Here is a 22,395-nt window from a genome sequence, read left to right on the forward strand (position 1 = left end):
AAATAAGGTGTTGAATAATCCTTAGAAATCAGTATTATACGCGCCACCACACAGCGGGTCGTTAGCTCAGTTGGTAGAGCAGTTGGCTTTTAACCAATTGGTCGTAGGTTCGAATCCCACACGACCCACCATTTTTGGCGGTTTAGAAAATCCGGAAGGCCCACGCAAGTGAGGATTTCCGGGTTTTTTTTTTGCCTGTTTGAAAACCTGAGAAGCCAAGGCAGATGCAAAGCCTGTGGCTTTTTTGCGTGGACTGAATGCACCTGCCGGGCGCCGCTCTGAAACTCAGATTAGGCTTTTGAATCCATTCGATATTCTGTAGCCTTGCGCAGCTTCAGTTTATTCCCGTGCTTGATGAACAAAAACACTTCGTCCGGCGGCGCCCGAAGGGCTCCAGAGCCGGTGGTACACTCGACTTTCGCGCTACTGCGCCTGCAGGTCTTGCGAACATGACGCAAATCTCTGAACGCCTTCTGGTACAAGCCCACCTCGACGCCAAGCACCCCAAGGCCCTGAGCGCCGACGAAGAGGCGAGCTTGCGCGCCGCCATCGCCGACGAGCTCAAAGCCCAGGATGCGGTGCTGGTTGCCCACTTCTATTGCGACCCGGTTATCCAGGCCCTGGCCGAAGAAACCGGCGGCTGTGTCTCCGACTCCCTGGAGATGGCCCGCTTCGGCGCTGCTCACCCGGCCAAGACCGTGCTGGTCGCCGGCGTGCGCTTCATGGGTGAAACCGCCAAGATCCTCACCCCGGATAAACGCATTCTCATGCCCACCCTCGAAGCCACGTGCTCCCTGGACCTGGGCTGCCCGGTGGAAGAGTTCTCGGCGTTCTGCGACCAGCATCCCGAGCGCACGGTGGTGGTGTATGCCAACACGTCGGCAGCGGTGAAGGCTCGCGCTGATTGGGTGGTGACGTCGAGCTGCGCACTGGAAATCGTCGAAACCCTGATGGACAACGGCGAGACCATCATCTGGGGCCCGGACAAGCACCTGGGTACCTACATCCAGCGCCAGACCGGTGCCGACATGCTGTTGTGGGACGGTGCGTGCATCGTCCACGAGGAGTTCAAGTCCAAGCAGCTTGAAGACATGAAGGCGCTGTACCCGGATGCGGCAATCCTGGTGCACCCGGAGTCCCCGACTTCGGTGATCGAACTGGCGGACGCCGTGGGTTCCACCAGCCAACTGATCGCGGCGGCGCAGCGCCTGCCGAACAAGACGTTCATCGTGGCCACCGACCGCGGCATTTTCTACAAGATGCAGCAGCTGTGCCCGGACAAGGTCTTCATCGAGGCGCCAACTGCCGGCAATGGCGCGGCGTGCCGCAGTTGCGCGCACTGCCCATGGATGGCGATGAACACGCTGGAGCGCACGTTGCAGTGCCTGCGTGAGGGTAGCAACGAGATCTTCGTCGAGCCGTCGCTGATCCCACATGCCGTGCGGCCGCTCAAACGCATGCTGGACTTTACCCAGGCGGCACGCCTGAAGCTCGCTGGTAATGCCTGACCCAGGGCTGGTCAGCTCAAAAGGTGGGAGGGGCGGTGCGACGATTCGACTTGCCCCTCCCACATTTGAATCTCCAGTGTTCTTGGGATCACTTCTTCTGCTTGGGAATCCGCACCAGTTGCGTATCTGAATAGATGTCATGCCAGGTGCGTTTGCGCTTATCGAACAGCGACCAGATAAACCCCAACCCCACGCACAACCACGACGCAATCGACACCACGAAGCGCAGCAACGCCTGCCACAGGCTGATGCGTGAACCGTCGGCGTTTTGCACGCGTACGCCCCACACCTGCATGCCCAGGGTCTGCCCAGAATGGGTCCAGAACTTGGCGAAGAAGCCAAACAGCACAAACAGCAGAATCGTCGACAGCAATGGGTCTGCGTCGAGTGCGCCGGATTCGGTGAGGGTGCGCATCCTGGCCTCACCGATGAAGGCAATCCAGATGAGTTTGTAGAGGAACGCCGTGACGATCAGCAGGGCGGTGCACAGCAGGAAATCGTAGAACATCGCTGCCAGACGACGACCCAGGCCAACGGCGGGAAAGTCGCCTTGGGGGCTCAGCAAGCGGTTGGACATGGCTGGTTCTCGGCGGAAAAAACCCATAGTACGAAATAACGCCCAAAAAAAAGCCCCTGATGTCATGTCAGGGGCTTTTTGTCGCAAAAAGGATCAGCCTTCTGCTTGTACCTCGTCAGCCTGCATGCCTTTCTGGCCTTGCACGGCAACGAAGGTCACTTTCTGGCCTTCTTTCAGGCTCTTGAAGCCGTTGCCCTGAATCGCGCGGAAATGCACGAACAGATCCGGACCGCTTTCTGGAGTGATAAAACCAAACCCTTTCTCGTCGTTGAACCACTTGACGGTACCGCTCTGACGATCAGCCATTTTCTTATTTCCTTGACGCTATAAATTAATGACAGCCCCTTTCACACGAAAGAGTACTGGGCTGGAATGCAGGAAAGTAAGAGACGTCGAACGGGTTGTAGCACAACTACTTCAGCTACTGCCCAGGTCCATGTTCAAAGCGACCCATGCAAACACAGTGGGCAAACTCTACGCCAACTAATACAGAAAAAACAAGCCCTGCCGCAAGCCCAGCGTTTGCTGGGCTTGCGGCCGGTTGAGGGTAAAATTAAATCCCACTTATTCGATAGACTCGGTCACTTGTTATAGGTGGGCTCCTATAAAAAAGACTATCGTCAGTGCACTGTTTTATGGCGGTTACGTTACAGATTAGTGCACGCAAGGCAACTGCGTTACTTATAGAAACAGTGAATCAGCCGCGGAAGTAACGCTGCGGTACGAATGGCATTTTACTTACACGCAGTGGTACCTTTTTCCCACGTACTAATGCCGAGACTTCGGTATCCAGTGCGGTGAATGCACTGTCCAGATAACCCATCGCCAACGGGCCACCCAGGGTTGGACCGAAACCGCCGCTGCACACGCTGCCGATGACGGTGCCGTGTTCGTCAACGATCTCTGCGCCTTCACGTACCGGTGTACGCTCTTGCGGCAGCAGGCCGACGCGCTTGCGGCTCACACCGGTCTGTTGTTGGGTGAAGATACGATCGGCACCCGGGAACCCGCCCGCTCGCGCGCCGTCGGCACGTCGCGTCTTGGAGATTGCCCACAGCAGGCTCGCTTCGATAGGCGTGGTCTGGGTGTTCATGTCGTGGCCATACAAGCACAGGCCGGCTTCCAGGCGCAGGGAGTCGCGGGCGCCCAGGCCGATGGGTTGTACTTCGGTTTCGGCCAGCAGGCTGCGGGCCAGGCTTTCGGCGTTGGCAGCGGGCACGGAAATTTCGAAGCCATCCTCGCCGGTATAGCCCGAACGGCTGACATAGCAGTCCACGCCCAGCAGGCGCAGGGTCGCGAACTGCATGAAGGTCATCTTGGTGACTTCCGGCGCAAGGCGCGCCAGCACTTTTACCGCTGCCGGGCCTTGCAAGGCCAGCAGGGCGCGTTCCTCGAACAGCGGCTCGATGCTGCACTGCTCGCCGATGTGCTGGCGCAGGTGGGCCAGGTCCTGGTCCTTGCAGGCAGCGTTGACCACCAGGAACAGCTCGTCGTTGCCCAGGTTGGCCACCATCAGGTCGTCGAGGATGCCGCCTTGGTCGTTGGTGAACATTGCGTAGCGCTGCATGCCTACCGGCAGGTCGATGATGTCGACCGGCACCAGGGTTTCCAGGGCCTTGGCGGCGTTGGCGCCGGTGAGGCGGATCTGGCCCATGTGGGACACGTCGAACAACCCGGCCTGATCACGGGTGTGTTGGTGTTCCTTCATCACGCCCAGCGGGTATTGCACCGGCATGTCGTAGCCGGCGAAGGGCACCATGCGCGCGCCGAGCTCGATGTGCAGCGCGTGCAGAGGGGTTTTCAACAGGGTTTCGGTGGACATATTCAGCTCCTGAAAAACGTGCTGGCGCGCCTTGGGCGTCAGCACTCGATAATGTTGACCGCCAAACCGCCACGGGCGGTTTCCTTGTATTTGCTTTTCATGTCGGCGCCGGTCTGGCGCATGGTGCGGATGACCTTGTCGAGGGACACAAAGTGCTGCCCGTCACCGCGCAGGGCCATGCGCACCGCGTTGATCGCCTTCACCGAACCCATCGCGTTGCGCTCGATGCACGGCACCTGCACCAGCCCGCCAATCGGGTCGCAGGTGAGGCCGAGGTTGTGTTCCATGCCGATCTCGGCGGCGTTTTCCACTTGGGAAACCGTGCCGCCCAAGACTTCGCACAACGCGCCGGCGGCCATCGAGCAGGCCACGCCGACTTCACCCTGGCAGCCCACTTCGGCACCGGAGATCGAAGCGTTTTCCTTGTACAGAATGCCGATGGCGGCCGCGGTGAGCAGGAAGCGCACCACGCCGTCCTCGTTCGCGCCCGGGATGAAGCGCATGTAGTAATGCAGCACCGCCGGCACGATCCCGGCCGCACCGTTGGTTGGCGCGGTGACCACGCGGCCGCCGTTGGCGTTTTCTTCGTTGACCGCCAGCGCGTACAGGTTGACCCAGTCCAGCACCGACAGCGGATCGCGCAGCGCCGATTCCGGGTGCTTGCACAGTTGGCGATGCAGGGCCGCGGCGCGACGCTTGACCTTCAAGCCGCCGGGCAGAATGCCTTCGTTGCGACAGCCCGCATCTACGCAGTCCTGCATCACTTGCCAGATTTTCAGCAACCCGGCGCGGGTTTCCGCCTCCGGGCGCCAGGCACTTTCGTTGGTCAGCATCACCTGGCTGATGGACAGCCCGTAAGTGGTGCAGTGGCCGAGCAAGTCCTTCGCGTGCTTGAAGGGAAACGTCAGCGGCGTGGCGTCTTCGACGATGCGGTCGGCGCCCGCGGCGTCTTCATCCACCACAAACCCACCGCCCACCGAGTAGTACTCGCGGCTGCGGATCTGGATGTTGGCGGCGTCGAAGGCACGGAAAATCATGCCGTTGGGATGGTAGGCGAGGGGTTTTCGAATCATCGCCAGGTGTTCTTTCTCGTTGAACGCAATGCGGTGTTCGCCGAGCACATTCAGGTGGCCGTCCTTGCGCATTTGCGCCAGGCGGGTTGCCACGGTTTCGGTATTCACGGTGTCCGGGTGTTCGCCTTCCAGGCCGAGCAATACGGCCTTGTCGCTGCCGTGCCCTTTGCCGGTGGCGCCCAGTGACCCATAGAGTTCCACCTTGATGCCGGTGGTGGCGCTCAACAGGTTGTCACGCTTGAGGCCTTCGACGAATCGGGCTGCTGCGCGCATCGGGCCGACGGTGTGGGAGCTGGAAGGGCCGATGCCAATCTTGAACAGGTCGAACACGCTCAGGGACATGGTTGTTCTCCGGTTTCTTATTATTGGACTCGGTCAGTGTGGGAGGGGGCTTGCCCCCTCCCACAGGGGACCGAGTTGATCTTTGGTTAGGCGTAGCTCTCGATCGACGGGCAGGCGCACACCAGGTTGCGATCGCCAAACACGTTGTCCACCCGCCCAACCGGCGGCCAGTACTTGCCTTCGATCAACGACGGCACCGGGTACACCGCCTGTTCGCGGGTGTAGGGATGGGTCCACTCACTCACCAGTTCAGCAGCGGTGTGCGGCGCGTTCTTCAATGGATTGTCGTCCTTGTCCAGCGTGCCGTTTTCCACCGCGCGGATTTCTTCGCGGATGGCGATCATGGCGTTGCAGAAGCGGTCCAGTTCTTCCTTGGATTCGCTTTCGGTCGGTTCGATCATCAGGGTGCCGGCCACCGGGAACGACATGGTCGGCGCATGGAAACCGAAGTCGATCAAGCGCTTGGCCACGTCATCAACGCTGATGCCGCTGCTGTCTTTGAGTGGGCGCAGGTCGAGGATGCATTCGTGCGCCACCAGGCCGTTGCTGCCGGTATAGAGCACTGGGTAGTGCTCCTCGAGGCGACGGGAAATGTAGTTGGCATTCAGGATCGCCAACTGCGAAGCGCGCTTGAGGCCCGCGCCGCCCATCATGGTGATGTACATCCAGGTGATGGGCAGGATGCTGGCGCTGCCGAACGGCGCCGCGCACACGGCGCCTTCCTTGCGCTCCATGGCCGCGTGGCCGGGCAGGAACGGCGTCAGGTGCGATTTGACGCCAATCGGGCCAACGCCCGGGCCGCCGCCGCCGTGGGGAATGCAGAAAGTCTTGTGCAGGTTCAGGTGGGACACGTCACCGCCGAACTTGCCCGGTGCGCACAGGCCAACCATGGCGTTCATGTTGGCACCGTCGATGTACACCTGGCCGCCGTTGTCGTGGATGATCCCGCAGATTTCGCGGATACCTTCTTCGAACACGCCGTGGGTGGACGGGTAGGTGATCATCAATGCCGCGAGGTGATCGCGGTGCTCGACGGCCTTGGCGCGCAGGTCTTCGATATCCACGTTGCCACGTGCATCACAGGCGGTGACCACCACGCGCATGCCGGCCATGTTGGCAGTGGCGGGGTTGGTGCCGTGGGCCGACGACGGGATCAGGCAGATGTCGCGGCGCTCATCGCCACGGCTCTGGTGATAGGCACGGATGGCCAGCAGGCCTGCGTATTCACCCTGGGAGCCGGCGTTCGGTTGCAGGGAGATCGCGTCGTAGCCGGTGGCCGCGCAGAGCATGGCCTCGAGGTCGGAGGTCAGTTCCAGGTAGCCGGCGCTTTGCTCTGCCGGGGCGAACGGGTGCAGGGCACCGAACTCGGCCCAGGTCACCGGGATCATTTCGCTGGCGGCGTTGAGTTTCATGGTGCACGAACCCAGCGGAATCATGGTGCGGTCCAGCGCCAGGTCCTTGTCGGCCAGCTTGCGCAGGTAGCGCATCAGCTCGGTTTCAGAGTGATAGCGGTTGAACACCGGGTGGCTCAGGACGGGCGACTGGCGCAGCAGCGCGGCGGGCAGTGTGGCGTCGACCTTGGCATTGAAATCCGGCAGGGCTTTGCCCTCAGCGAAGATCGCCCACAGGGTTTCGATATCGGCCTGGGTCGTGGTTTCGTCCACCGATACACCAAGACGCTCACCGTCGACCACACGCAGGTTGATGCGCTCGGCCCGGGCCTTGTCGTGCAGGGCGGCGGTGTTGGCGCCGGTGTTGAGGGTGATGGTGTCGAAGAAGTTTTCCTGTTCGACTTTCAGGCCCAGGCTGCTGAGGCCGGTCGCCAGGATCGCGGTGAGCTGATGCACACGCTGGGCGATCTGGGTCAGGCCTTTGGGGCCGTGGTACACGGCATACATGCTGGCGATGTTGGCCAACAACACCTGGGCGGTGCAGATGTTCGACGTGGCTTTCTCGCGGCGGATATGTTGCTCGCGTGTCTGCATAGCCAGGCGCAGGGCCGGCTTGCCGAAACGGTCGACCGACACACCCACCAGGCGGCCCGGCATGTCGCGCTTGAACGCATCCTTGGTCGAGAAGTACGCCGCGTGCGGGCCACCAAAGCCCAGCGGCACGCCGAAGCGTTGCGCGCTGCCGATGGCCACGTCGGCGCCGAATTCACCCGGTGGGGTCAGCAGGGTCAGGGCCAGCAAGTCGGCGGCCACGGCGACCAACGCGTTGGCGGCGTGGAAGCGCTCGGTCAGTGCGCGGTAGTCGAATACGTCACCGTTGCTGGCCGGGTATTGCAGCAGGGCGCCGAAGAACGCACTGACGTCGGTCAGTTCGCGTTCATCGCCCACCACCACGTCGATGCCCAGTGGCTCGGCACGGGTGCGCAGCACGTCGAGGGTTTGCGGGTGGCTGTGGATCGAGGCGAAGAAGGCGTTGCTGCCCTTGTTCTTGCTCAGGCGCTTGCAGAAGGTCATGGCTTCGGCGGCGGCGGTGGCTTCGTCGAGCAGCGAGGCGTTGGCGATCGGCAGGCCGGTGAGGTCGCTGATCAGGGTCTGGAAGTTCAGCAGCGCTTCCAGGCGGCCTTGGGAAATCTCGGGTTGATACGGGGTGTAGGCGGTGTACCAGGCCGGGTTTTCCAGCAGATTGCGCAGGATCGGCGACGGCGTGTGGCAGTTGTAGTAGCCCTGGCCGATGTAGGTCTTGAACAGTTGGTTCTTGCCAGCGATGGCCTTGATCTTGGCCAGGGCCTGCGCTTCGCTCAGGCCGTCTTCCAGGCCGAGCACGCTGGTACCCTTGATGCTTTCCGGGATGACGCTGGCGCTCAGGGCTTCCAGGGAGTCAAAGCCAAGGCTGGCGAGCATGTGCTGCTCGTCGTCCGCGCGTGGGCCGATGTGGCGGGCGATGAATTCGTTGGCGGTCGTGAGATTAACAGTCATGGCGCGCTCCTCAGGCTTCGGCGTTGGCTTTGATCAGGCGGTCGTACGCGTCCTGATCCAAGAGTTTAGCTACCGCCCCGGCATCGGCCGGTTTAAAGCGGAAGAACCAGCCTTCGCCCAGAGGGTCTTCGTTGACCAGTTCGGGGCTGTCGCTCAATTTGTCGTTCACTTCCAGCACTTCGCCCGTCAGGGGCATGTACACGCCGCTGGCAGCCTTGACCGATTCCACGGTGGACGCTTCAGCGCCCTTGTCGTAGGCCTGCAACTCCGGCAGTTGCACGAAAACCACATCACCCAACGCGTTCTGCGCGAAAGCGGTGATACCCACGGTGACGCTGCCATCGGCTTCGGCGCGCAGCCATTCGTGATCTTCAGTGAAACGCAACTCGCTCATGGAAACTCCTCGGTGCCAGCATTCGTCTGGTGGACGGGATTGGAATAATGAGGAATTGATTAGCAAGATTGCGGCCAATGTTTATAAGCCGTTGTAAATCAAGGACTTATAAGAAACGGTTATAGCGTTATGCGCCTTGACTGTAGCGATTTCGCTACAGTCAGAGCCGAGAAAAAAAGCCTATGTGGATCAACGCCTTGCATGGCACGCAAAAAACAGGACTGTAGCGATATCGTTACGCTGTAGCGCTATCGGTACAGCCAATGTCGTTCCTGGACCAAATACTTGGAATGCATCCAGTCATTTGATTGCATTCCACAGTGAGTCAGGGTTTGTTGGGGATGCCGTATTTACGCAGGCGATGGGCAATCGCTGTGTGTGAGGTCTGCAACCGGCTGGCCAGTTGGCGGGTGGAGGGATAGTTGGCGTAGAGTTTTTCCAGCAGGCTGCGTTCGAAGTCCTCCACGGCCTGTTCCAGGCTGTCGACTTCGTTGTCGCTTTGGCGCGCCACCGAGGTGCCGGCGATGTCCAGGTCGCCGATGTCCACCAGGTTGCTTTCACAAATGGCGGCCGCGCGGAAGATCACGTTTTGCAGTTGCCGCACGTTGCCGGGCCAGGGGTTGCCCAGCAGCGCCGGGTAAGTGCCGGGCGCCAGGCGGCAGACCGGGCGCTGGATCTGCGCGCAGGCCTGCTGCATGAAGTAGCGGGCCAGCAACAGGATGTCCTGGCCACGCTGGCGCAGCGGCGGCACTTCGACGTTGAGCACGTTGAGGCGGTAGAACAGGTCTTCGCGGAAGGTGCCTTCACTGACCATTTTTTCCAGGTCGCGGTGGGTGGCGCTGAGGATGCGCACGTTGACCTTCACTTCACGGTCGCCACCGACGCGACGGAAGCTGCCATCGTTGAGAAAACGCAGCAATTTGGCCTGCAGGTACGGCGACATCTCGCCGATCTCATCCAGGAACACCGTGCCTTGGTTGGCCAACTCCATCAGCCCCGGCTTGCCACCCCGTTGCGCACCGGTAAACGCGCCCGGCGCATAGCCGAACAACTCGCTTTCGGCGAGGTTTTCCGGCAATGCCGCGCAGTTCAACGCCAGGAACGGCGCACTGTGGCGCGCACTGGTGGCATGGCAGGCACGGGCCACCAATTCCTTGCCGGTGCCGGTTTCGCCCTGGATCAGCAACGGCGCGTCCAGCGCCGCCACCCGCTGCGCGCGCGCCTTGAGGGTGCGGATCACCGGCGACTCGCCGAGCAGCGCATCGAAGCCTTCGGCGTGGTCATGGTGCAGTGCCGACAGTTGCTCGCCGATTCGGTTGGGCGGGTAGAGGGTGAGCAAGGCGCCGGCATCGGTGATGGGGGTGGCGTCCAGCAATAGGGTCTGGCCGTTGACGCTGATCTCGCGCAGCGGCAGGCGAAAACCGTGCTCCAGCAAGGTCTCCAGCAGCGGCGGGTCGTTGAACAATTCGCTGATGCTTTCCCCGGCAGGTTCACGACCGTAAAGGGCGATCAGCGCCGGGTTGGCCAGCAGGATCTTGCCCGCGCTGTCCAGGGCCAGCACCGGGTCGGTCATGGCGGCGAGCAGGGCGTCGAGTTGCAGGTGGCGGCGTTGGCCGGGGAGTATGTCCACCACGGTGACGGCTTGCACACCGTGCACGCTGAACAGGGCGTCGCGCAGTTCCTCGAGCACGTCCGCGCTCAGGGTCGGCGCGTCGATATAGACGTTGGGCGGCACCATCTCCACGGCATCCAGATTGAGATTGCGCCCACCGAGCAGGGCCAGGACTTCCTGGGTGATGCCGACGCGGTCGATGAAGCTGACGTGGATACGCATGGGGCTGCTGACAATTCTGGGGAGCTGGAGGCGGCAAGTATGCCTTGCAGATGTTGGAGATCAAAATGTGGGAGGGGGCTTGCCCCCGATGGCGGTGTGTCAGTCAGCCAATTTTTAACTGATGCACGGCTATCGGGGGCAAGCCCCCTCCCACTGTTGAAGCTGAGTTGTGACCTTTATTCCAGGTGTTCAGGCTTGACCGGATCCCCAGACTTGACATCCAGTTGATGCCGCACATCCTCGAACATCAGGTCGTACTGTTTGTGCATCGAGCCATTCAACACGGCGATCTTCGGCATCCCGTACTTTTGCGCGATCTTCATCGCATGCCGGGCAAAGTCGAACGCCTGGTCCTTGGGCAAGAAGAACTCTTCCTTGAGGTCCTTGCCCTGCACCGAGCCATGCAGCTTGAACAGCATCCCCTTGCCTTCCTTGGGGTCCTGGCTGACTTCATAGTCGATGCACAGGTTGTAGCTGTAATCCTGGGCATTGAGCGCATGACGTTCGACGTGCAAGTGTCCCGGTTCAAAGGTTGCCATAGGCGTCTCTCCTCTACTTCACAGATAGGTGATGCCAGGGGTTGCCGTGCTGATGCGTGTTCCGGCGCTGCCCTGGACGATGGCTTCGATGTCCGAGAGTGAACCGATGACTGCGGTTTTGCCAGTCTGGCGGGCAAACTCGCAGGCGGCCTGCACTTTGGGGCCCATGGAGCCGGCGGCGAAGCCGAGTTTTTCGATTTCATCCGGGTGCGCCTGGCCGATGGCTTTCTGGGTAGGCTTGCCAAAGTCGATGAAGGCCGCGTTGACGTCGGTGGCGATCACCAGCAAGTCGGCGTCCAGTTGCGAAGCCAGCAGCGACGAGCACAGGTCCTTGTCGATAACGGCTTCGATGCCACGCAGCTTGCCATCCTCGCCATACATCGTCGGAATGCCGCCGCCGCCGGCGCAGATCACGATGCTGCTTTTTTCCAGCAACCACTTGATCGGGCGGATTTCAAAGATGCGTTTAGGCCGGGGGCTGGCGACCACACGGCGGTATTTGTCGCCGTCCGGCGCAATCGCCCAGCCTTTTTCGGCCGCGAGTTTCTCCGCCTCGGCCTTGGAATACACGGGACCGATGGGTTTGGTGGGGTTCTGGAAAGCGGGGTCCTTGGCGTCCACTTCCACCTGGGTGAGCAGAGTGGCGAAGGGCACCTCGAAGTCCAGCAGGTTACCCAGTTCCTGTTCGATGATGTAACCGATCATGCCTTCGGTCTCGGCGCCGAGCACGTCCAGCGGGTATGGCAACACCTGGGTGTAGGCCGCGGCCTGCAACGAAAGCAGCCCGACCTGCGGGCCATTGCCGTGGGCGATCACCAGCTCGTTGCCGGGGTGGACCTTGGCAATCTGTTCGGTGGCGATCCGGATATTGGCGCGTTGGTTGTCCGCTGTCATGGGTTCACCACGGCGGAGCAGGGCGTTACCGCCCAGTGCAACGACGATGCGCATATAGATTGTCCTTCCATAAATTCTGATGCAGGAACGCGGTCAATGTGGGAGCCGGGCTTGCCCGCGATGGCATCACCTCGGTCTACCTGAACGACCGAGTTGCCTGCATCGCAGGCAAGCCAGCTCCCACATTGACGGTGTCGTGCCTTAGAGGTCAGCCAGGGTCGAAACCAAAATCGCCTTGATGGTGTGCATGCGGTTCTCCGCCTGCTCGAAGGCGATGCAGGCCGGCGACTCGAACACGTCGTCGGTCACTTCAATGCCATTGGCGAGGTGCGGATACTGCTCGGCAATCTGCTTGCCCACCTTGGTGTCGCTGTTGTGGAAGGCCGGCAGGCAGTGCATGAACTTGGTGCGTGGGTTGCCGGTGGCCTTCATCAGCTCGGCGTTCACCTGGTAGGGCAGCAACTGCTCGATACGCTCGGCCCAGGCTTCAACCGGTTCACCCATGGATACCCACACATCGGTGTGGATGAAGTCCACGCCCTTGACCGCCGCTTTCGGGTCTTCGGTGAGGGTGATGCGTGCGCCGCTTTCTTCCGCGTATTTCTTGCAGCGACCGACCAGATCGTCATGGGGCCACAGGGCCTTTGGCGCGCAGATGCGCACGTCCATGCCGAGCTTGGAGCCGACCAGCAGCAGCGAGTTGCCCATGTTGTTGCGGGCGTCACCCAGGTACGCGTAGCTGATCTCATGGATCGGCTTGTCGGCATGTTCGCGCATGGTCAGCACGTCGGCGATCATCTGGGTGGGGTGGTATTCATCGGTCAGGCCGTTGAACACCGGCACACCGGCGAACTTGGCGAGTTCCTCGACGATCTCCTGCTTGAAGCCCCGGTATTCGATGGCGTCATACATGCGCCCGAGCACGCGGGCAGTGTCCTTCATGCTTTCCTTGTGACCGATCTGCGAGGAGCCAGGGTCGATGTAAGTGACGTTGGCGCCCTGGTCATAGGCCGCCACTTCGAAGGCACAGCGGGTGCGTGTCGAGGTTTTTTCGAAGATCAGCGCGATGTTGTTGCCTTTGAGGTGTTGCTGTTCGGTGCCGGTGTACTTGGCGCGCTTGAGGTCGCGGGACAGGTCCAGCAGGTAGCGCAGCTCGCGCGGGGTGTGGTGTTCCAGGCTGAGCAGGCTGCGGTTGTGAATGTTGAACGCCATGATGATTCTCCTTGGATTCGGTCATCGGCCCAGTCGGCACCTCATGAGTGCCGCCGGGGGGTGGGTCACTTAGTAGTCGATAGGGTCGCGGATGATCGGGCAGGTCATGCAGTGGCCGCCGCCGCGGCCCCGGCCGAGTTCACCGGCGCTGATGGTGATGACTTCCACGCCGGCCTTGCGCAGCAGGGTGTTGGTGTAGGTATTGCGGTCGTAGCCGATCACCACGCCAGGCTCGACGGCCACCACGTTGTTGCCGTCGTCCCACTGCTCGCGTTCGGCGGCGAAGGCGTTGCCGCCGGTTTCCACCACGCGCAGGGCCTTGAGGTTGAGGGCGGTGGCGACCACGTCGAGGAAGCTGGCGTCTTCACGGCGTACATCGATGCCGCCTGGCTTGCTCTCGTCAGGGCGCAGGCTGAAGGCGACGATCTGCTTGACCACTTCCGGGAAGATCGTGACGAGGTCGCGGTCGCAGAAGCTGAACACGGTGTCCAGGTGCATCGCTGCACGGGATTTCGGCAGGCCGGCAACGATTACGCGTTCCACCGCCTTGTGTTTGAACAGGTTCAGCGCCAGTTGGCCGATGGCTTGGCGCGAAGAGCGTTCGCCCATGCCGATCAATACCACGCCGTTACCGATGGGCATCACGTCGCCGCCTTCCAGCGTGGCGTTGCCGTGCTCCTGGTCGGGGTCGCCGTACCAGACCTGGAAGTCGGCTTGGGTGAACTCAGGATGGAATTTATAGATGGCGGTGGTCAGCAGGGTTTCCTGACGTCGCGCCGGCCAGTACATCGGGTTGAGCGTGACGCCGCCGTAGATCCAGCAGGTGGTATCGCGGGTGAACTGGGTGTTGGGCAGCGGCGGCAGGATAAAGCTCGAATGCCCGAGGAAGTCGCGAAACATCTCGATGGTCTTACCGCCGAAGCTGGTGGGCAGGTCATCGGCCGACACGCCGCCGATCAGGTACTCGGCGACTTTGCGCGGCTCCAGGCTGCGCAGCCACGAACCCACTTCGTTGACCAGGCCGAGGCCGACCTGGTTGGCGGTGATCTTGCGTTGCAGAATCCAGTCCAGCGCGTCGGGTAGGGCGACGATGTCGGTGAGCAGGTTGTGCATTTCCAGCACATCAATGTCCCGCTCGCGCATCTTGGTCACGAAGTCGAAATGGTCGCGCTTGGCCTGGGCCACCCACAGCACGTCATCGAACAGCAGTTCATCGCAGTTGTTGGGGGTCAGCCGCTGATGGGCCAGGCCAGGGGAACACACCATGACTTTGCGCAGTTTGCCGGCTTCGGAGTGGACGCCGTACTTCACTTTTTCCGTGGTCATTACAGATCCTCCAGTGAACAACGAATTACAAGGTCAGGAAGCCGTCGTAGAGCCCATAGGCCGCCACGAGGGCGCCAATGACCACTGCGGCGAAAATCAGCTTCTCGACGTGGGTGAAAATCGGTTTGCCCAGTTCACGCTTGGCCTTGGCGAACAGGATCGCGCCGGGGGCGTAGAGCAGGGCGGAGAGCAGCAGGTATTTGGTGCCACCGGCGTAGAGCAGCCAGATCGCGTAGATCAGGGCGATGGCGCCGATGAACAGGTCTTTCTTGCGTTCGCGCAGGGCGTTTTCGTAGGTTTCGCCGCGTACTGCCAGCAACAGGGCGTAGGCCGCCGACCACAGGTAAGGCACCAGGATCATCGAGGTGGCGAGGTAGATCAGCGACAGGTAGGTACTGGCGGAAAACAGCGTGATGATCAGGAACAGCTGCACCATCGCATTGGTCAGCCACAGCGCGTTGACCGGCACGTGGTTGGCGTTTTCCTTGCGCAGGAACGCCGGCATAGTGTGGTCCTTGGCGGCGGCGAACATGATCTCCGCACACAGCAGCACCCAGGACAGCAATGCCCCCAGCAACGAGATGATCAGGCCGACGCTGATCAGCACCGCGCCCCAGTGGCCCACCACATGCTCCAGCACGGCGGCCATCGACGGGTTCTGCAACTTGGCCAGCTCCGGTTGGGTCATGATCCCCAGGGACAGCACGTTCACCAGCATCAGGAACAGCAGCACGGTGATAAAGCCGATCACGGTGGCCTTGCCCACGTCGGAACGTTTTTCGGCGCGGGACGAGAAGATGCTCGCGCCCTCGATGCCGATGAACACCCACACGGTGACCAGCATCATGTTGCGTACCTGGTTCATCACACTGCCCAGGTCCGGGTTTTTGACGCCCCAGATGTCGGCGGTGAAGATCTCCAGCTTGAACGCGAACAGCGCGATCAACACGAACAGCACCAGTGGCACGACCTTGGCGACGGTGGTCACCAGGTTGATGAACGCCGCTTCCTTGATCCCGCGCAGTACCAGAAAGTGCACGGCCCACAGCAGCACCGATGCGCCGATCACGGCGGCCGGTGTGTTGCCTTCGCCGAAAATCGGGAAGAAATAACCCAGGGTGCTGAACAGCAACACGAAATAGCCGACGTTGCCCAGCCAGGCGCTGATCCAGTAGCCCCAGGCCGATGAGAAGCCCATGTAATCGCCGAAGCCGGCCTTGGCGTAGGCGTACACGCCGCCATCGAGGTCGGGCTTGCGGTTGGCCAGGGTTTGGAAGACGAAAGCGAGGGTCAACATGCCGATGGCAGTGATGAACCAGCCAATCAACACCGCGCCGACATCGGCACTGGCGGCCATGTTTTGCGGCAGTGAAAAGATCCCGCCACCAATCATCGAACCCACGACAAGTGCAACCAACGCGCCCAGCCGAAGTTTTCCGGGAGTTTCAGACATTGCATGACTCCAATGCAGGAGAAGAGAGACCACAGAATAATTCTGTGCGCCAAACAAACAGCTGACTCAGATCACTTCATTGGCACATTCCATTGTGAATTAATGACTTGGCGTGGAAAATCGCGGGCGATAAAGTCCTCGGAAATGCGCGTCGCAGACGCGTTTCTCCATTTGTGGTTAATCATTTAGTCAGGTCTATGGAGGGTTGAAGCTAGCCCTTTTTTACAGATGTGCAACTTTTTTGAGCGAAGTTTCACCGAACGTCTATAACCCCTTGGCAAGCAGAAGTATTTAAAAAACAAATAAGCCAGAACATGAATAAATTGACATGCCATTCGGTTATGAGTGTCCAGGTTTTATCGCAATCGCTAATAAACGCTACACTCGCTGAGTTAATGAGTTGAGTGCACGATTGTTGGCTCAATCGCTTATTGTTCAGGAGTGCCCATGACCCAGCCGGCTCAGAAACTTCGTCTCAGCGCCTTGATCGCCCTGGTGGTGGGTTCGATGATCGGCGGCGGGATTTTTTCCCTGCCGCAAAATATGGCGGCCCGTGCCGAAGTGGGCGCGGTGTTGATTGGCTGGTTCATCACTGCCATCGGCATGCTGACGCTGGCGTTCGTGTTCCAGACCCTGGCCAATCGCAAGCCTGAATTGGATTCCGGCGTGTACGCCTACGCCAAGGCGGGGTTTGGCGATTACATGGGGTTCTCATCGGCGTGGGGTTACTGGATCAGCGCGTGGATGGGCAACGTGGGCTACTTCGTGCTGCTGTTCAGCACCCTCGGTTACTTTTTCCCGGTGTTCGGTCAGGGCAATACGCCGGTGGCCATTGGCTGTGCGTCGCTGCTGTTGTGGGCTGTGCATTTTCTGGTGATGCGCGGGATCAAGGAAGCGGCGTTCATCAACCAGATCACCACCGTGGCGAAGATCGTGCCGTTGCTGATGTTCATCGTGATCGCCGCGGTGGCGTTCAAGGCGGATATTTTCACCCGCGACATCTGGGGCCTGGGCAACCCGCAGATCGGCAGCGTGGTGGACCAGGTGCGCAACATGATGCTGGTCACCGTGTTTGTGTTCATCGGCATCGAAGGCGCGAGCGTGTACTCGGCGCGGGCCGAAAAACGTTCGGACGTGGGGCGGGCGACGGTGATTGGGTTTCTGGGGGTGCTGGCACTGTTGGTGCTGGTGAACGTGCTGTCCCTGGGGATCATGAGCCAGCCGGCATTGGCGGGTTTGCAAAACCCGTCCTTGGCGGGGGTGCTGGAACACATCGTCGGGCCCTGGGGAGCGATCGCGATCAGCATCGGGCTGGCAGTGTCGCTGCTCGGCGCCTTGCTGTCCTGGGCGCTGCTCTGTGCTGAAATCCTCTACGCCACTGCTCGGGACAAGACCATGCCGGCTTTCCTGACGAAGGAAAATGCCAACCAGGTACCGGTCAATGCGTTGTGGCTGACCAACGTGATGATCCAGTTCTTCCTGGTGATCACGCTGTTTTCCCACAGCACGTACACCACGCTGATTTACCTGGCATCGTCGATGATCCTGGTGCCTTACCTGTGGTCGGCGGCCTATGCAGTGCTGTTGTGTGCCCGTGGCGAAACCTACGAAACCGCACCGGGGCGGCGCTCCAAGGATTTGCTGGTCGGGCTGATTGCCCTGGGCTATGCCGTGTGGTTGTTGTACGCCGGCGGCTTGAAATACCTGCTGTTGTCGGCGTTGTTGTATGCGCCGGGGGTGATTTTGTTTGCGCTGGCCAAGCGTGAGCAGGGCCAGCCGTTGTTCACCGCGGTGGAGAAGGGCATTTTCAGCTGCGTGATCGCGGGAGCGGGGTTGGCGGCATACGGGTTGTACAGTGGGGTGTTGTCGTTGTGATGGCGGTGTATCCACTTGCCCCCGATAGCGGCCTGAAGGTCACCACTGAGCCCGATGTGCTCCCAATTCTCCCGCCGGTAAATCCCACTGCAGCGGCGTGCCGCTGATACTCACCGGTGTCAGCAACCGGTGGGCCGGCCCCCAGGCCGTTTGCTCCACCAACAACCCTTGATCGTTCGTTTCCTCCGGGCGCAACGCCGCCTGCTCCGGCACCTGCCCGGCCGCCATCAGCAAGGCGGCCGTACGCGCCAACGACAACCGCGCCGACCCACCCCGCCCGGATTTCAGCCGCTCGCTCAAGGCCCGAAGCGCACTGGCCGCCACCAGATACCCCGTGGCGTGATCCAGCGCCTGCAATGGCAGTGGCACGGGTTTGTCCGCCTGTTTCCAGGCCATGCCCGCGTCGGCGATGCCGCAGCTCATCTGCACCAGGCTGTCGAACCCCCGGCGATTGCGCCACGGGCCGCTCCAGCCGTAGGCGTTGAGGCTCGCGTCGATCAGGCCGGGGGCGAGGGTTTGCAGCGCGCTCGGCGTATAGCCCAGGTGCTCAAGGGCATCGGCGCGGTAGCCGTGGATCAGAATGTCGGCGTCCTTGAGCAGGCGTTCAAATTGCTGCCGGCCTTTGGCGCTCTTCAGGTCCAGGCGGGCGCAGCGTTTACCCAGGGTCATTTCCGGGACGACGCCGGGTTCGTTCCAGTTCGGCGAGTCGATGCGCAGCACCTCGGCGCCCAGCCCGGCGAGAAACCGACTGGCCACGGGACCGGCCAGCACGCGGGTGAGGTCGAGCACCCTGATCCCTGCCAGTGGCCGCGCCACGGAACCGAGCCAGGGTTTATCGCGGCTGTTGCGATGGGTTTCGCGCTGCACCAATGGCTCGGCATTCACCGCCAGCCCCTGAGGATGGGCTTGCCAGGCCTGCCATGTGCGCATCTGTGCGGCGCATCCGCCCTCATCGACAATCGCCTGTTCCAGCTCGGCCGCCTGCCACGCAGCGACGTTGCCCGCCATTTCGGCGCGGTCAGCGACCTTGCCCAGCACCCGCTCTGCGGCAGCTCGATGATGGGGCGCGTTGGTGTGCAGGCGAATCCAACCGTCGGCGCTGGCGTAGTCGCCGGCCACCGGGTCCCACAGCGGCGGCATTTGCCAGCCCACCGGGCGGATCGAGGACGAGAACCAGAACGACGCCAGGCGCCGGTCCACACTGACCATGGGCAGGCGCCCGGTCTGTTGCAGGATCAACTGCGCCACGGCCTGGCCGGCGGCGCCAATGCTGGCGCTGGCCAGGTCGGTGACGGCAAAGGTCGAGGGCAGGGCGCCGGCTTCGGTGAAGATCGGCGGCGTGAGGGGGAGATCGAGTGCGGCTTGGATGGATGTCAGCAGGTCAGTCATCAAAGGCCCTCCGTAAGAGAAGGGCCACTATAGAAGATCATCAGGCGGGTGTGACAACCCCGGGTTCCAATGGCAGGTCGATGCTGGCGACAAAACCGCCATCCGGATGATTGGCCAGGATCAGGCTGCCACCATGGCGTTCGGCGGCACGGCGTGCGATTGCCAGGCCCAGGCCGTGACCTTGGGCGGCCTGGCCGGGGGCGCGGAAGAACGGCTCGCCGAGCTGGCTCAGGTGTTCGGCGTCAACGCCCGGGCCGTGGTCGCGCACGCTGATCAGGATCCGCTCGCCGTGGCGCTGGGCCTGCAATTCAATCGCCGGGCCCGGCGGGTTGAAGCGCTGGGCATTGCGCAGCAGGTTGTCCACGGCGCGTTCGATCATGGTCGGCCAGCCCTTGAGGTGCAGGTCGGCGTCGGCGTGCAGGTGCACCACTTGGTCGGGAGCGCCGAGTTGGGCGTCCTTTTGCAAGGTCTTGAGCAACAGGTTGAGGTCGACGTCCTCGGCACTGGCGTTGTCGGCATCGACGCGGGCCAGCACCAGGATTTCGCTGATCAGCGCTTCCAGGCGATCGCACTCGCGGGTCAGGCGCGGCCAGAGTTTTTCCCGTTCTTCAGCGTTGGCGCGTTCGGCCAATGCCAGGGCGATGCGCAGGCGCGCCAGGGGCGAGCGCAGTTCGTGGGACACATCGCGCAGCAACTGGCGCTGGCTGCCGATCAGGCTTTGCAGGCGTGCGCCCATGCGGTTGAAGTCAGTGGCCAGCACGCCGAACTCATCGCGCCGGTCGGCCAGGCGCGCCAGGCTGTTTTGCTGGTAAGTGGTCTGGCCCAGGTCATGCACCGCACCTCGCAAACGGCTCAAGGGGCGGGTGATGGACAGCGTCACCAGCAGGCTGAACAGGGTCAGCACCACCAGGGCGATCGCCAGCGCGCTCAACGGCCACAACAGGCTGCTGCGGTGCCAGGCGTCCAGTTCAGGGTGGGGAATGCGGTAGATCAACAGGTAGGTGTCGCCGGTCTTGGCGCTGGTGTATTCGGCGGTCAGGCGGCGCCAGGGCAGGTGGCCGTCGTTGTTGTCGTTCTGCCGGGCTTCAAAGGCGGCGGAGCGGCGCGGGAAGGTACCGCGCACCACCGGCTCGCCGCTTTCGTTGAGCACTTGGACGTCGATGTGGTACTGGCGCTTGCGCTGTTGCAGCAAGTCCTGGGCAGCCTCTTCGCCCTGGGTTTCGTAGCGCTGGGTCCACTCTTCGGCCAGGGTATTGAGGCCGGGGTGGCGACTGAGAATCCAGGCATCCTGGTTGAGCATGTGCCCAAGCAAAATCGACAACCCGGCAACCAAGGCGATGGCCAGCCAGAAACTGGCCAGGATGCGCCAGAACAATGAACGCACAGGAAACCCTCAAACAGGAAAAGCCCAGTGGCGGTGGCCACTGGGCTGGAAGCGTTAACGCCTGGGCATTATTGCGCTTTTTGCGGCTGTTGCGCTTTCCAGGCCTGGAATTCCTTCCATTCGGCGCGGCGCTGCTCTTGCTTCTTCACGGCCTCGTCGAATTTCTTCTGCTGGTCAGGCTTTAGGATTGCACGAATATCGGCCTGGGTTTTCTGCTTGCCGGCGGCGATTTCGTCCTGCATGGCCTTTTTGTCAGCGGCTGGCAGTTTGTCCAGGTACTTTTTGGTCAGGTCTTTGCGAGCGTGGAACTGGTCGCCCATCAATTTGCCGATCTGCTGGCGCTGTTCCTTGCTCAGGTCCAGGTCGCTGAAGGGGCCGCCTTTGCCACGCGGACCGTGTTCACCGCCGTGGCCCGGGCCACCCATCATGTGGCCGGAACGCTCGCCCATCGGGCCTGGGCCGTCGGGCATGGCTGCCATGGCAACGGTGGGCAGGGCAGCGGCGAACATCAAAGCGATTAGGGTCTTGCGCATGGTGATTCTCCTGTCTCTATTCCGGTGAGTCCGGATGTGAGTAGATTACGGAGATGAAGGTCAGCGGCAGTCAGGGGAGCGTAAAGCTTCGGTAAAGAGGGGGTCGGCGGGAGCTGACAAAACCGGCAAGACAGCCAGCTCCCACAGAAGAACAGTGTTGGCGTGTCAGGGGGTGTAGTAGTAACCCCGGCTGCGCAGCGCGACGATGCGCGGCCGGCCGTCGGGGTGCGGGCCGATCTTCTTGCGCAGGTTGCTCACGTGCATGTCCAGGCTGCGATCGTAAAGGGTCAGCTTGCGCCCCAGGGCGATCTGCGCCAGTTCCTGTTTATCCAGCGGCTCACCGGGCTGGCGCAGCAGGGCTTCGAGCAGGCGGCTTTCGGAGACGGTGAGGGTGAATTCCTGTTCGTCGATGCTGACCACGCCGCGCTGGGGGCTGAAGCACAGGTCTCCCAGTTCCAGCTGCGTAGAAACCGCGGCCGGGTGGCTGCGGCGCAACACGGCGCGCAGGCGGGCGGTCAGTTCACGCGGGTCGCAGGGCTTGGCCAGGTAATCGTCGGCGCCCAGCTCCAGGCCGAGGATGCGGTCCAAAGGCTCGCCCCGGGCCGAGAGCATCAGCACCGGCAAGTCCGGGTGGTCGTTGCGCAACTGCTTGAGCAACTCCAGGCCACTGCCGTCGGGCAGCATGACATCCAGTACCACGGCCGCCGGCGCGCTATCGGCCAGGGCTTTGCGCGCGCTCAAGCCGTCGTGGCAGGCGCGCACCTGGAAGCCTTCCTGGCTCAACCAACTGGTCAGCAGCTCACAGAGCTCCTGGTCATCATCTATCAGTAACAGCTCGCTCATGACTCACTCAATTTAGCCATTGTCGACGGCGACGGTGCCCCCCGCTGGCGAAGATCCCGCACAGCAGGGCGATCAGTGCGACGGATGCGCCCGTGACAAACCATTGCTGTTGCTCGGTCAGCCAGCGGGTCAAGGTCCCACCCTGTGCCTCTTTGAGTTGCTGGGCCAGGCGTTGGTTCTCCTGGCGCAGGCGACTCAGCTGGGCGCTTTCACGGCTGGCGTCCGCGCTTTGCAGTTGTTTGCCCAGTTCTTCACGCAGCCGTTCGCTTTCTTTCAAGCGTTGCTGCAACTCGGTGATCTGGGCGCCGGCACTCAGGGACAGGGGCGTGGAACTGCCGGTGTTCGAGGTTTCTTCAGCGTGGGCCGTAGCCCCGATCAATAACACTGCCAACAGACACAACTGACGTAAGCGCATCGGAACTCCTGATTCCACACGAATATTCAGACTGTTGTCGGCAGGTTACCGAGAA

Annotated in this window: 19 protein-coding genes and 1 tRNA gene; 3 read left to right on the forward strand and 17 right to left on the reverse strand. The window is 61.7% G+C overall.

The features are described from left to right. Window positions 1-55: 55 nt before the first annotated feature. Window positions 56-131 (forward strand) — tRNA-Lys (locus CQ041_RS18555). 318 nt (window positions 132-449) lie between these two features. Then, window positions 450-1,508 (forward strand): quinolinate synthase NadA, encoded by a 1,059-nt coding sequence (nadA, locus tag CQ041_RS18560; protein ID WP_105524011.1) that lies wholly within the window; start codon window positions 450-452, stop codon window positions 1,506-1,508. An 88-nt stretch (window positions 1,509-1,596) separates the two neighbouring features. On the opposite strand, the gene CQ041_RS18565 is transcribed toward nadA, so the two are convergent. The 12 genes from CQ041_RS18565 to arcD (CQ041_RS18620) all read right to left on the reverse strand — a co-directional run bounded on the left by CQ041_RS18565 (window position 1,597) and on the right by arcD (CQ041_RS18620) (window position 15,901). Next, window positions 1,597-2,085 (reverse strand): RDD family protein, encoded by a 489-nt coding sequence (locus CQ041_RS18565; RefSeq protein ID WP_105524010.1) that lies wholly within the window; start codon window positions 2,083-2,085, stop codon window positions 1,597-1,599. 93 nt (window positions 2,086-2,178) lie between these two features. Beyond that, the gene (locus CQ041_RS18570; protein WP_014339904.1) at window positions 2,179-2,391 is read right to left on the reverse strand and encodes a cold-shock protein; all 213 of its coding nucleotides are present in this window, start codon (window positions 2,389-2,391) and stop codon (window positions 2,179-2,181) included. 391 nt (window positions 2,392-2,782) lie between these two features. Beyond that, window positions 2,783-3,907: a glycine cleavage system aminomethyltransferase GcvT gene (gene gcvT / locus CQ041_RS18575; protein WP_105524009.1), complete on the reverse strand. Its 1,125-nt coding sequence runs from the start codon at window positions 3,905-3,907 to the stop codon at window positions 2,783-2,785. Window positions 3,908-3,945: 38 nt separating this feature from the next. Further along, the gene (locus CQ041_RS18580; protein WP_105524008.1) at window positions 3,946-5,322 is read right to left on the reverse strand and encodes an L-serine ammonia-lyase; all 1,377 of its coding nucleotides are present in this window, start codon (window positions 5,320-5,322) and stop codon (window positions 3,946-3,948) included. 86 nt (window positions 5,323-5,408) lie between these two features. Continuing rightward, window positions 5,409-8,249 (reverse strand): aminomethyl-transferring glycine dehydrogenase, encoded by a 2,841-nt coding sequence (gcvP, locus tag CQ041_RS18585; RefSeq protein WP_105524007.1) that lies wholly within the window; start codon window positions 8,247-8,249, stop codon window positions 5,409-5,411. Between the two features lie 10 nt (window positions 8,250-8,259). Then, window positions 8,260-8,643 carry a glycine cleavage system protein GcvH gene (gene gcvH / locus CQ041_RS18590; RefSeq protein WP_105524006.1) on the reverse strand — a complete coding sequence of 128 codons (384 nt, stop codon included), beginning with the start codon at window positions 8,641-8,643 and terminating at the stop codon, window positions 8,260-8,262. A 325-nt stretch (window positions 8,644-8,968) separates the two neighbouring features. Further along, window positions 8,969-10,477 carry a sigma-54-dependent transcriptional regulator gene (locus CQ041_RS18595; protein WP_105524005.1) on the reverse strand — a complete coding sequence of 503 codons (1,509 nt, stop codon included), beginning with the start codon at window positions 10,475-10,477 and terminating at the stop codon, window positions 8,969-8,971. A 176-nt stretch (window positions 10,478-10,653) separates the two neighbouring features. Beyond that, window positions 10,654-11,016 carry a DUF5064 family protein gene (locus tag CQ041_RS18600; RefSeq protein WP_105524004.1) on the reverse strand — a complete coding sequence of 121 codons (363 nt, stop codon included), beginning with the start codon at window positions 11,014-11,016 and terminating at the stop codon, window positions 10,654-10,656. Between the two features lie 18 nt (window positions 11,017-11,034). Continuing rightward, window positions 11,035-11,964, reverse strand: a complete 930-nt coding sequence (arcC, locus tag CQ041_RS18605) for a carbamate kinase (RefSeq protein WP_105524003.1) — start codon at window positions 11,962-11,964, stop codon at window positions 11,035-11,037. A gap of 147 nt (window positions 11,965-12,111) precedes the next feature. Beyond that, the gene (locus CQ041_RS18610; protein ID WP_105524002.1) at window positions 12,112-13,122 is read right to left on the reverse strand and encodes an ornithine carbamoyltransferase; all 1,011 of its coding nucleotides are present in this window, start codon (window positions 13,120-13,122) and stop codon (window positions 12,112-12,114) included. Between the two features lie 69 nt (window positions 13,123-13,191). Continuing rightward, complete coding sequence (arcA, locus tag CQ041_RS18615) at window positions 13,192-14,448, reverse strand: arginine deiminase (RefSeq protein ID WP_105524001.1); 1,257 nt, start codon at window positions 14,446-14,448, stop codon at window positions 13,192-13,194. A gap of 25 nt (window positions 14,449-14,473) precedes the next feature. Further along, on the reverse strand, window positions 14,474-15,901 hold the full coding sequence (gene arcD, locus CQ041_RS18620) for an arginine-ornithine antiporter (protein ID WP_105524000.1): 1,428 nt from the start codon (window positions 15,899-15,901) through the stop codon (window positions 14,474-14,476). A gap of 447 nt (window positions 15,902-16,348) precedes the next feature. Here arcD (CQ041_RS18620) and arcD (CQ041_RS18625) point away from each other — a divergent pair, with 447 nt between their 5' ends. Beyond that, the gene (arcD, locus tag CQ041_RS18625) at window positions 16,349-17,776 is read left to right on the forward strand and encodes an arginine-ornithine antiporter (protein WP_105649053.1); all 1,428 of its coding nucleotides are present in this window, start codon (window positions 16,349-16,351) and stop codon (window positions 17,774-17,776) included. 39 nt (window positions 17,777-17,815) lie between these two features. Here arcD (CQ041_RS18625) and CQ041_RS18630 read toward each other — a convergent pair whose 3' ends face one another. The 5 genes from CQ041_RS18630 to CQ041_RS18650 all read right to left on the reverse strand — a co-directional run bounded on the left by CQ041_RS18630 (window position 17,816) and on the right by CQ041_RS18650 (window position 22,340). Continuing rightward, window positions 17,816-19,165 (reverse strand): CoA transferase, encoded by a 1,350-nt coding sequence (locus CQ041_RS18630; RefSeq protein ID WP_105523998.1) that lies wholly within the window; start codon window positions 19,163-19,165, stop codon window positions 17,816-17,818. 40 nt (window positions 19,166-19,205) lie between these two features. Further along, window positions 19,206-20,549 carry a HAMP domain-containing sensor histidine kinase gene (locus CQ041_RS18635; protein WP_105523997.1) on the reverse strand — a complete coding sequence of 448 codons (1,344 nt, stop codon included), beginning with the start codon at window positions 20,547-20,549 and terminating at the stop codon, window positions 19,206-19,208. 68 nt (window positions 20,550-20,617) lie between these two features. Further along, window positions 20,618-21,082, reverse strand: a complete 465-nt coding sequence (locus CQ041_RS18640) for an LTXXQ domain protein (RefSeq protein ID WP_105523996.1) — start codon at window positions 21,080-21,082, stop codon at window positions 20,618-20,620. 165 nt (window positions 21,083-21,247) lie between these two features. After that, window positions 21,248-21,925: a response regulator transcription factor gene (locus CQ041_RS18645; RefSeq protein WP_105523995.1), complete on the reverse strand. Its 678-nt coding sequence runs from the start codon at window positions 21,923-21,925 to the stop codon at window positions 21,248-21,250. A gap of 7 nt (window positions 21,926-21,932) precedes the next feature. Continuing rightward, window positions 21,933-22,340, reverse strand: a complete 408-nt coding sequence (locus CQ041_RS18650) for a translation initiation factor 2 (protein WP_105523994.1) — start codon at window positions 22,338-22,340, stop codon at window positions 21,933-21,935. Window positions 22,341-22,395 lie beyond the last annotated feature (55 nt).

The organism is Pseudomonas sp. MYb60, assembly GCF_002979555.1.
In the GTDB taxonomy this organism is placed as follows: Bacteria; Pseudomonadota; Gammaproteobacteria; order Pseudomonadales; family Pseudomonadaceae; genus Aquipseudomonas.

Excerpts from the sequence above, each read along its gene's own strand:
- nadA (WP_105524011.1), top strand. The coding sequence starts at position 450 with ATGACGCAAATCTCTGAACGCCTTCTGGTACAAGCCCACCTCGACGCC.
- CQ041_RS18565 (WP_105524010.1), bottom strand. The coding sequence starts at position 2,085 with ATGTCCAACCGCTTGCTGAGCCCCCAAGGCGACTTTCCCGCCGTTGGC.
- CQ041_RS18570 (WP_014339904.1), bottom strand. The coding sequence starts at position 2,391 with ATGGCTGATCGTCAGAGCGGTACCGTCAAGTGGTTCAACGACGAGAAA.
- gcvT (WP_105524009.1), bottom strand. The coding sequence starts at position 3,907 with ATGTCCACCGAAACCCTGTTGAAAACCCCTCTGCACGCGCTGCACATC.
- CQ041_RS18580 (WP_105524008.1), bottom strand. The coding sequence starts at position 5,322 with ATGTCCCTGAGCGTGTTCGACCTGTTCAAGATTGGCATCGGCCCTTCC.
- gcvP (WP_105524007.1), bottom strand. The coding sequence starts at position 8,249 with ATGACTGTTAATCTCACGACCGCCAACGAATTCATCGCCCGCCACATC.
- gcvH (WP_105524006.1), bottom strand. The coding sequence starts at position 8,643 with ATGAGCGAGTTGCGTTTCACTGAAGATCACGAATGGCTGCGCGCCGAA.
- CQ041_RS18595 (WP_105524005.1), bottom strand. The coding sequence starts at position 10,477 with ATGCGTATCCACGTCAGCTTCATCGACCGCGTCGGCATCACCCAGGAA.
- CQ041_RS18600 (WP_105524004.1), bottom strand. The coding sequence starts at position 11,016 with ATGGCAACCTTTGAACCGGGACACTTGCACGTCGAACGTCATGCGCTC.
- arcC (WP_105524003.1), bottom strand. The coding sequence starts at position 11,964 with ATGCGCATCGTCGTTGCACTGGGCGGTAACGCCCTGCTCCGCCGTGGT.
- CQ041_RS18610 (WP_105524002.1), bottom strand. The coding sequence starts at position 13,122 with ATGGCGTTCAACATTCACAACCGCAGCCTGCTCAGCCTGGAACACCAC.
- arcA (WP_105524001.1), bottom strand. The coding sequence starts at position 14,448 with ATGACCACGGAAAAAGTGAAGTACGGCGTCCACTCCGAAGCCGGCAAA.
- arcD (WP_105524000.1), bottom strand. The coding sequence starts at position 15,901 with ATGTCTGAAACTCCCGGAAAACTTCGGCTGGGCGCGTTGGTTGCACTT.
- arcD (WP_105649053.1), top strand. The coding sequence starts at position 16,349 with ATGACCCAGCCGGCTCAGAAACTTCGTCTCAGCGCCTTGATCGCCCTG.
- CQ041_RS18630 (WP_105523998.1), bottom strand. The coding sequence starts at position 19,165 with ATGACTGACCTGCTGACATCCATCCAAGCCGCACTCGATCTCCCCCTC.
- CQ041_RS18640 (WP_105523996.1), bottom strand. The coding sequence starts at position 21,082 with ATGCGCAAGACCCTAATCGCTTTGATGTTCGCCGCTGCCCTGCCCACC.
- CQ041_RS18645 (WP_105523995.1), bottom strand. The coding sequence starts at position 21,925 with ATGAGCGAGCTGTTACTGATAGATGATGACCAGGAGCTCTGTGAGCTG.
- CQ041_RS18650 (WP_105523994.1), bottom strand. The coding sequence starts at position 22,340 with ATGCGCTTACGTCAGTTGTGTCTGTTGGCAGTGTTATTGATCGGGGCT.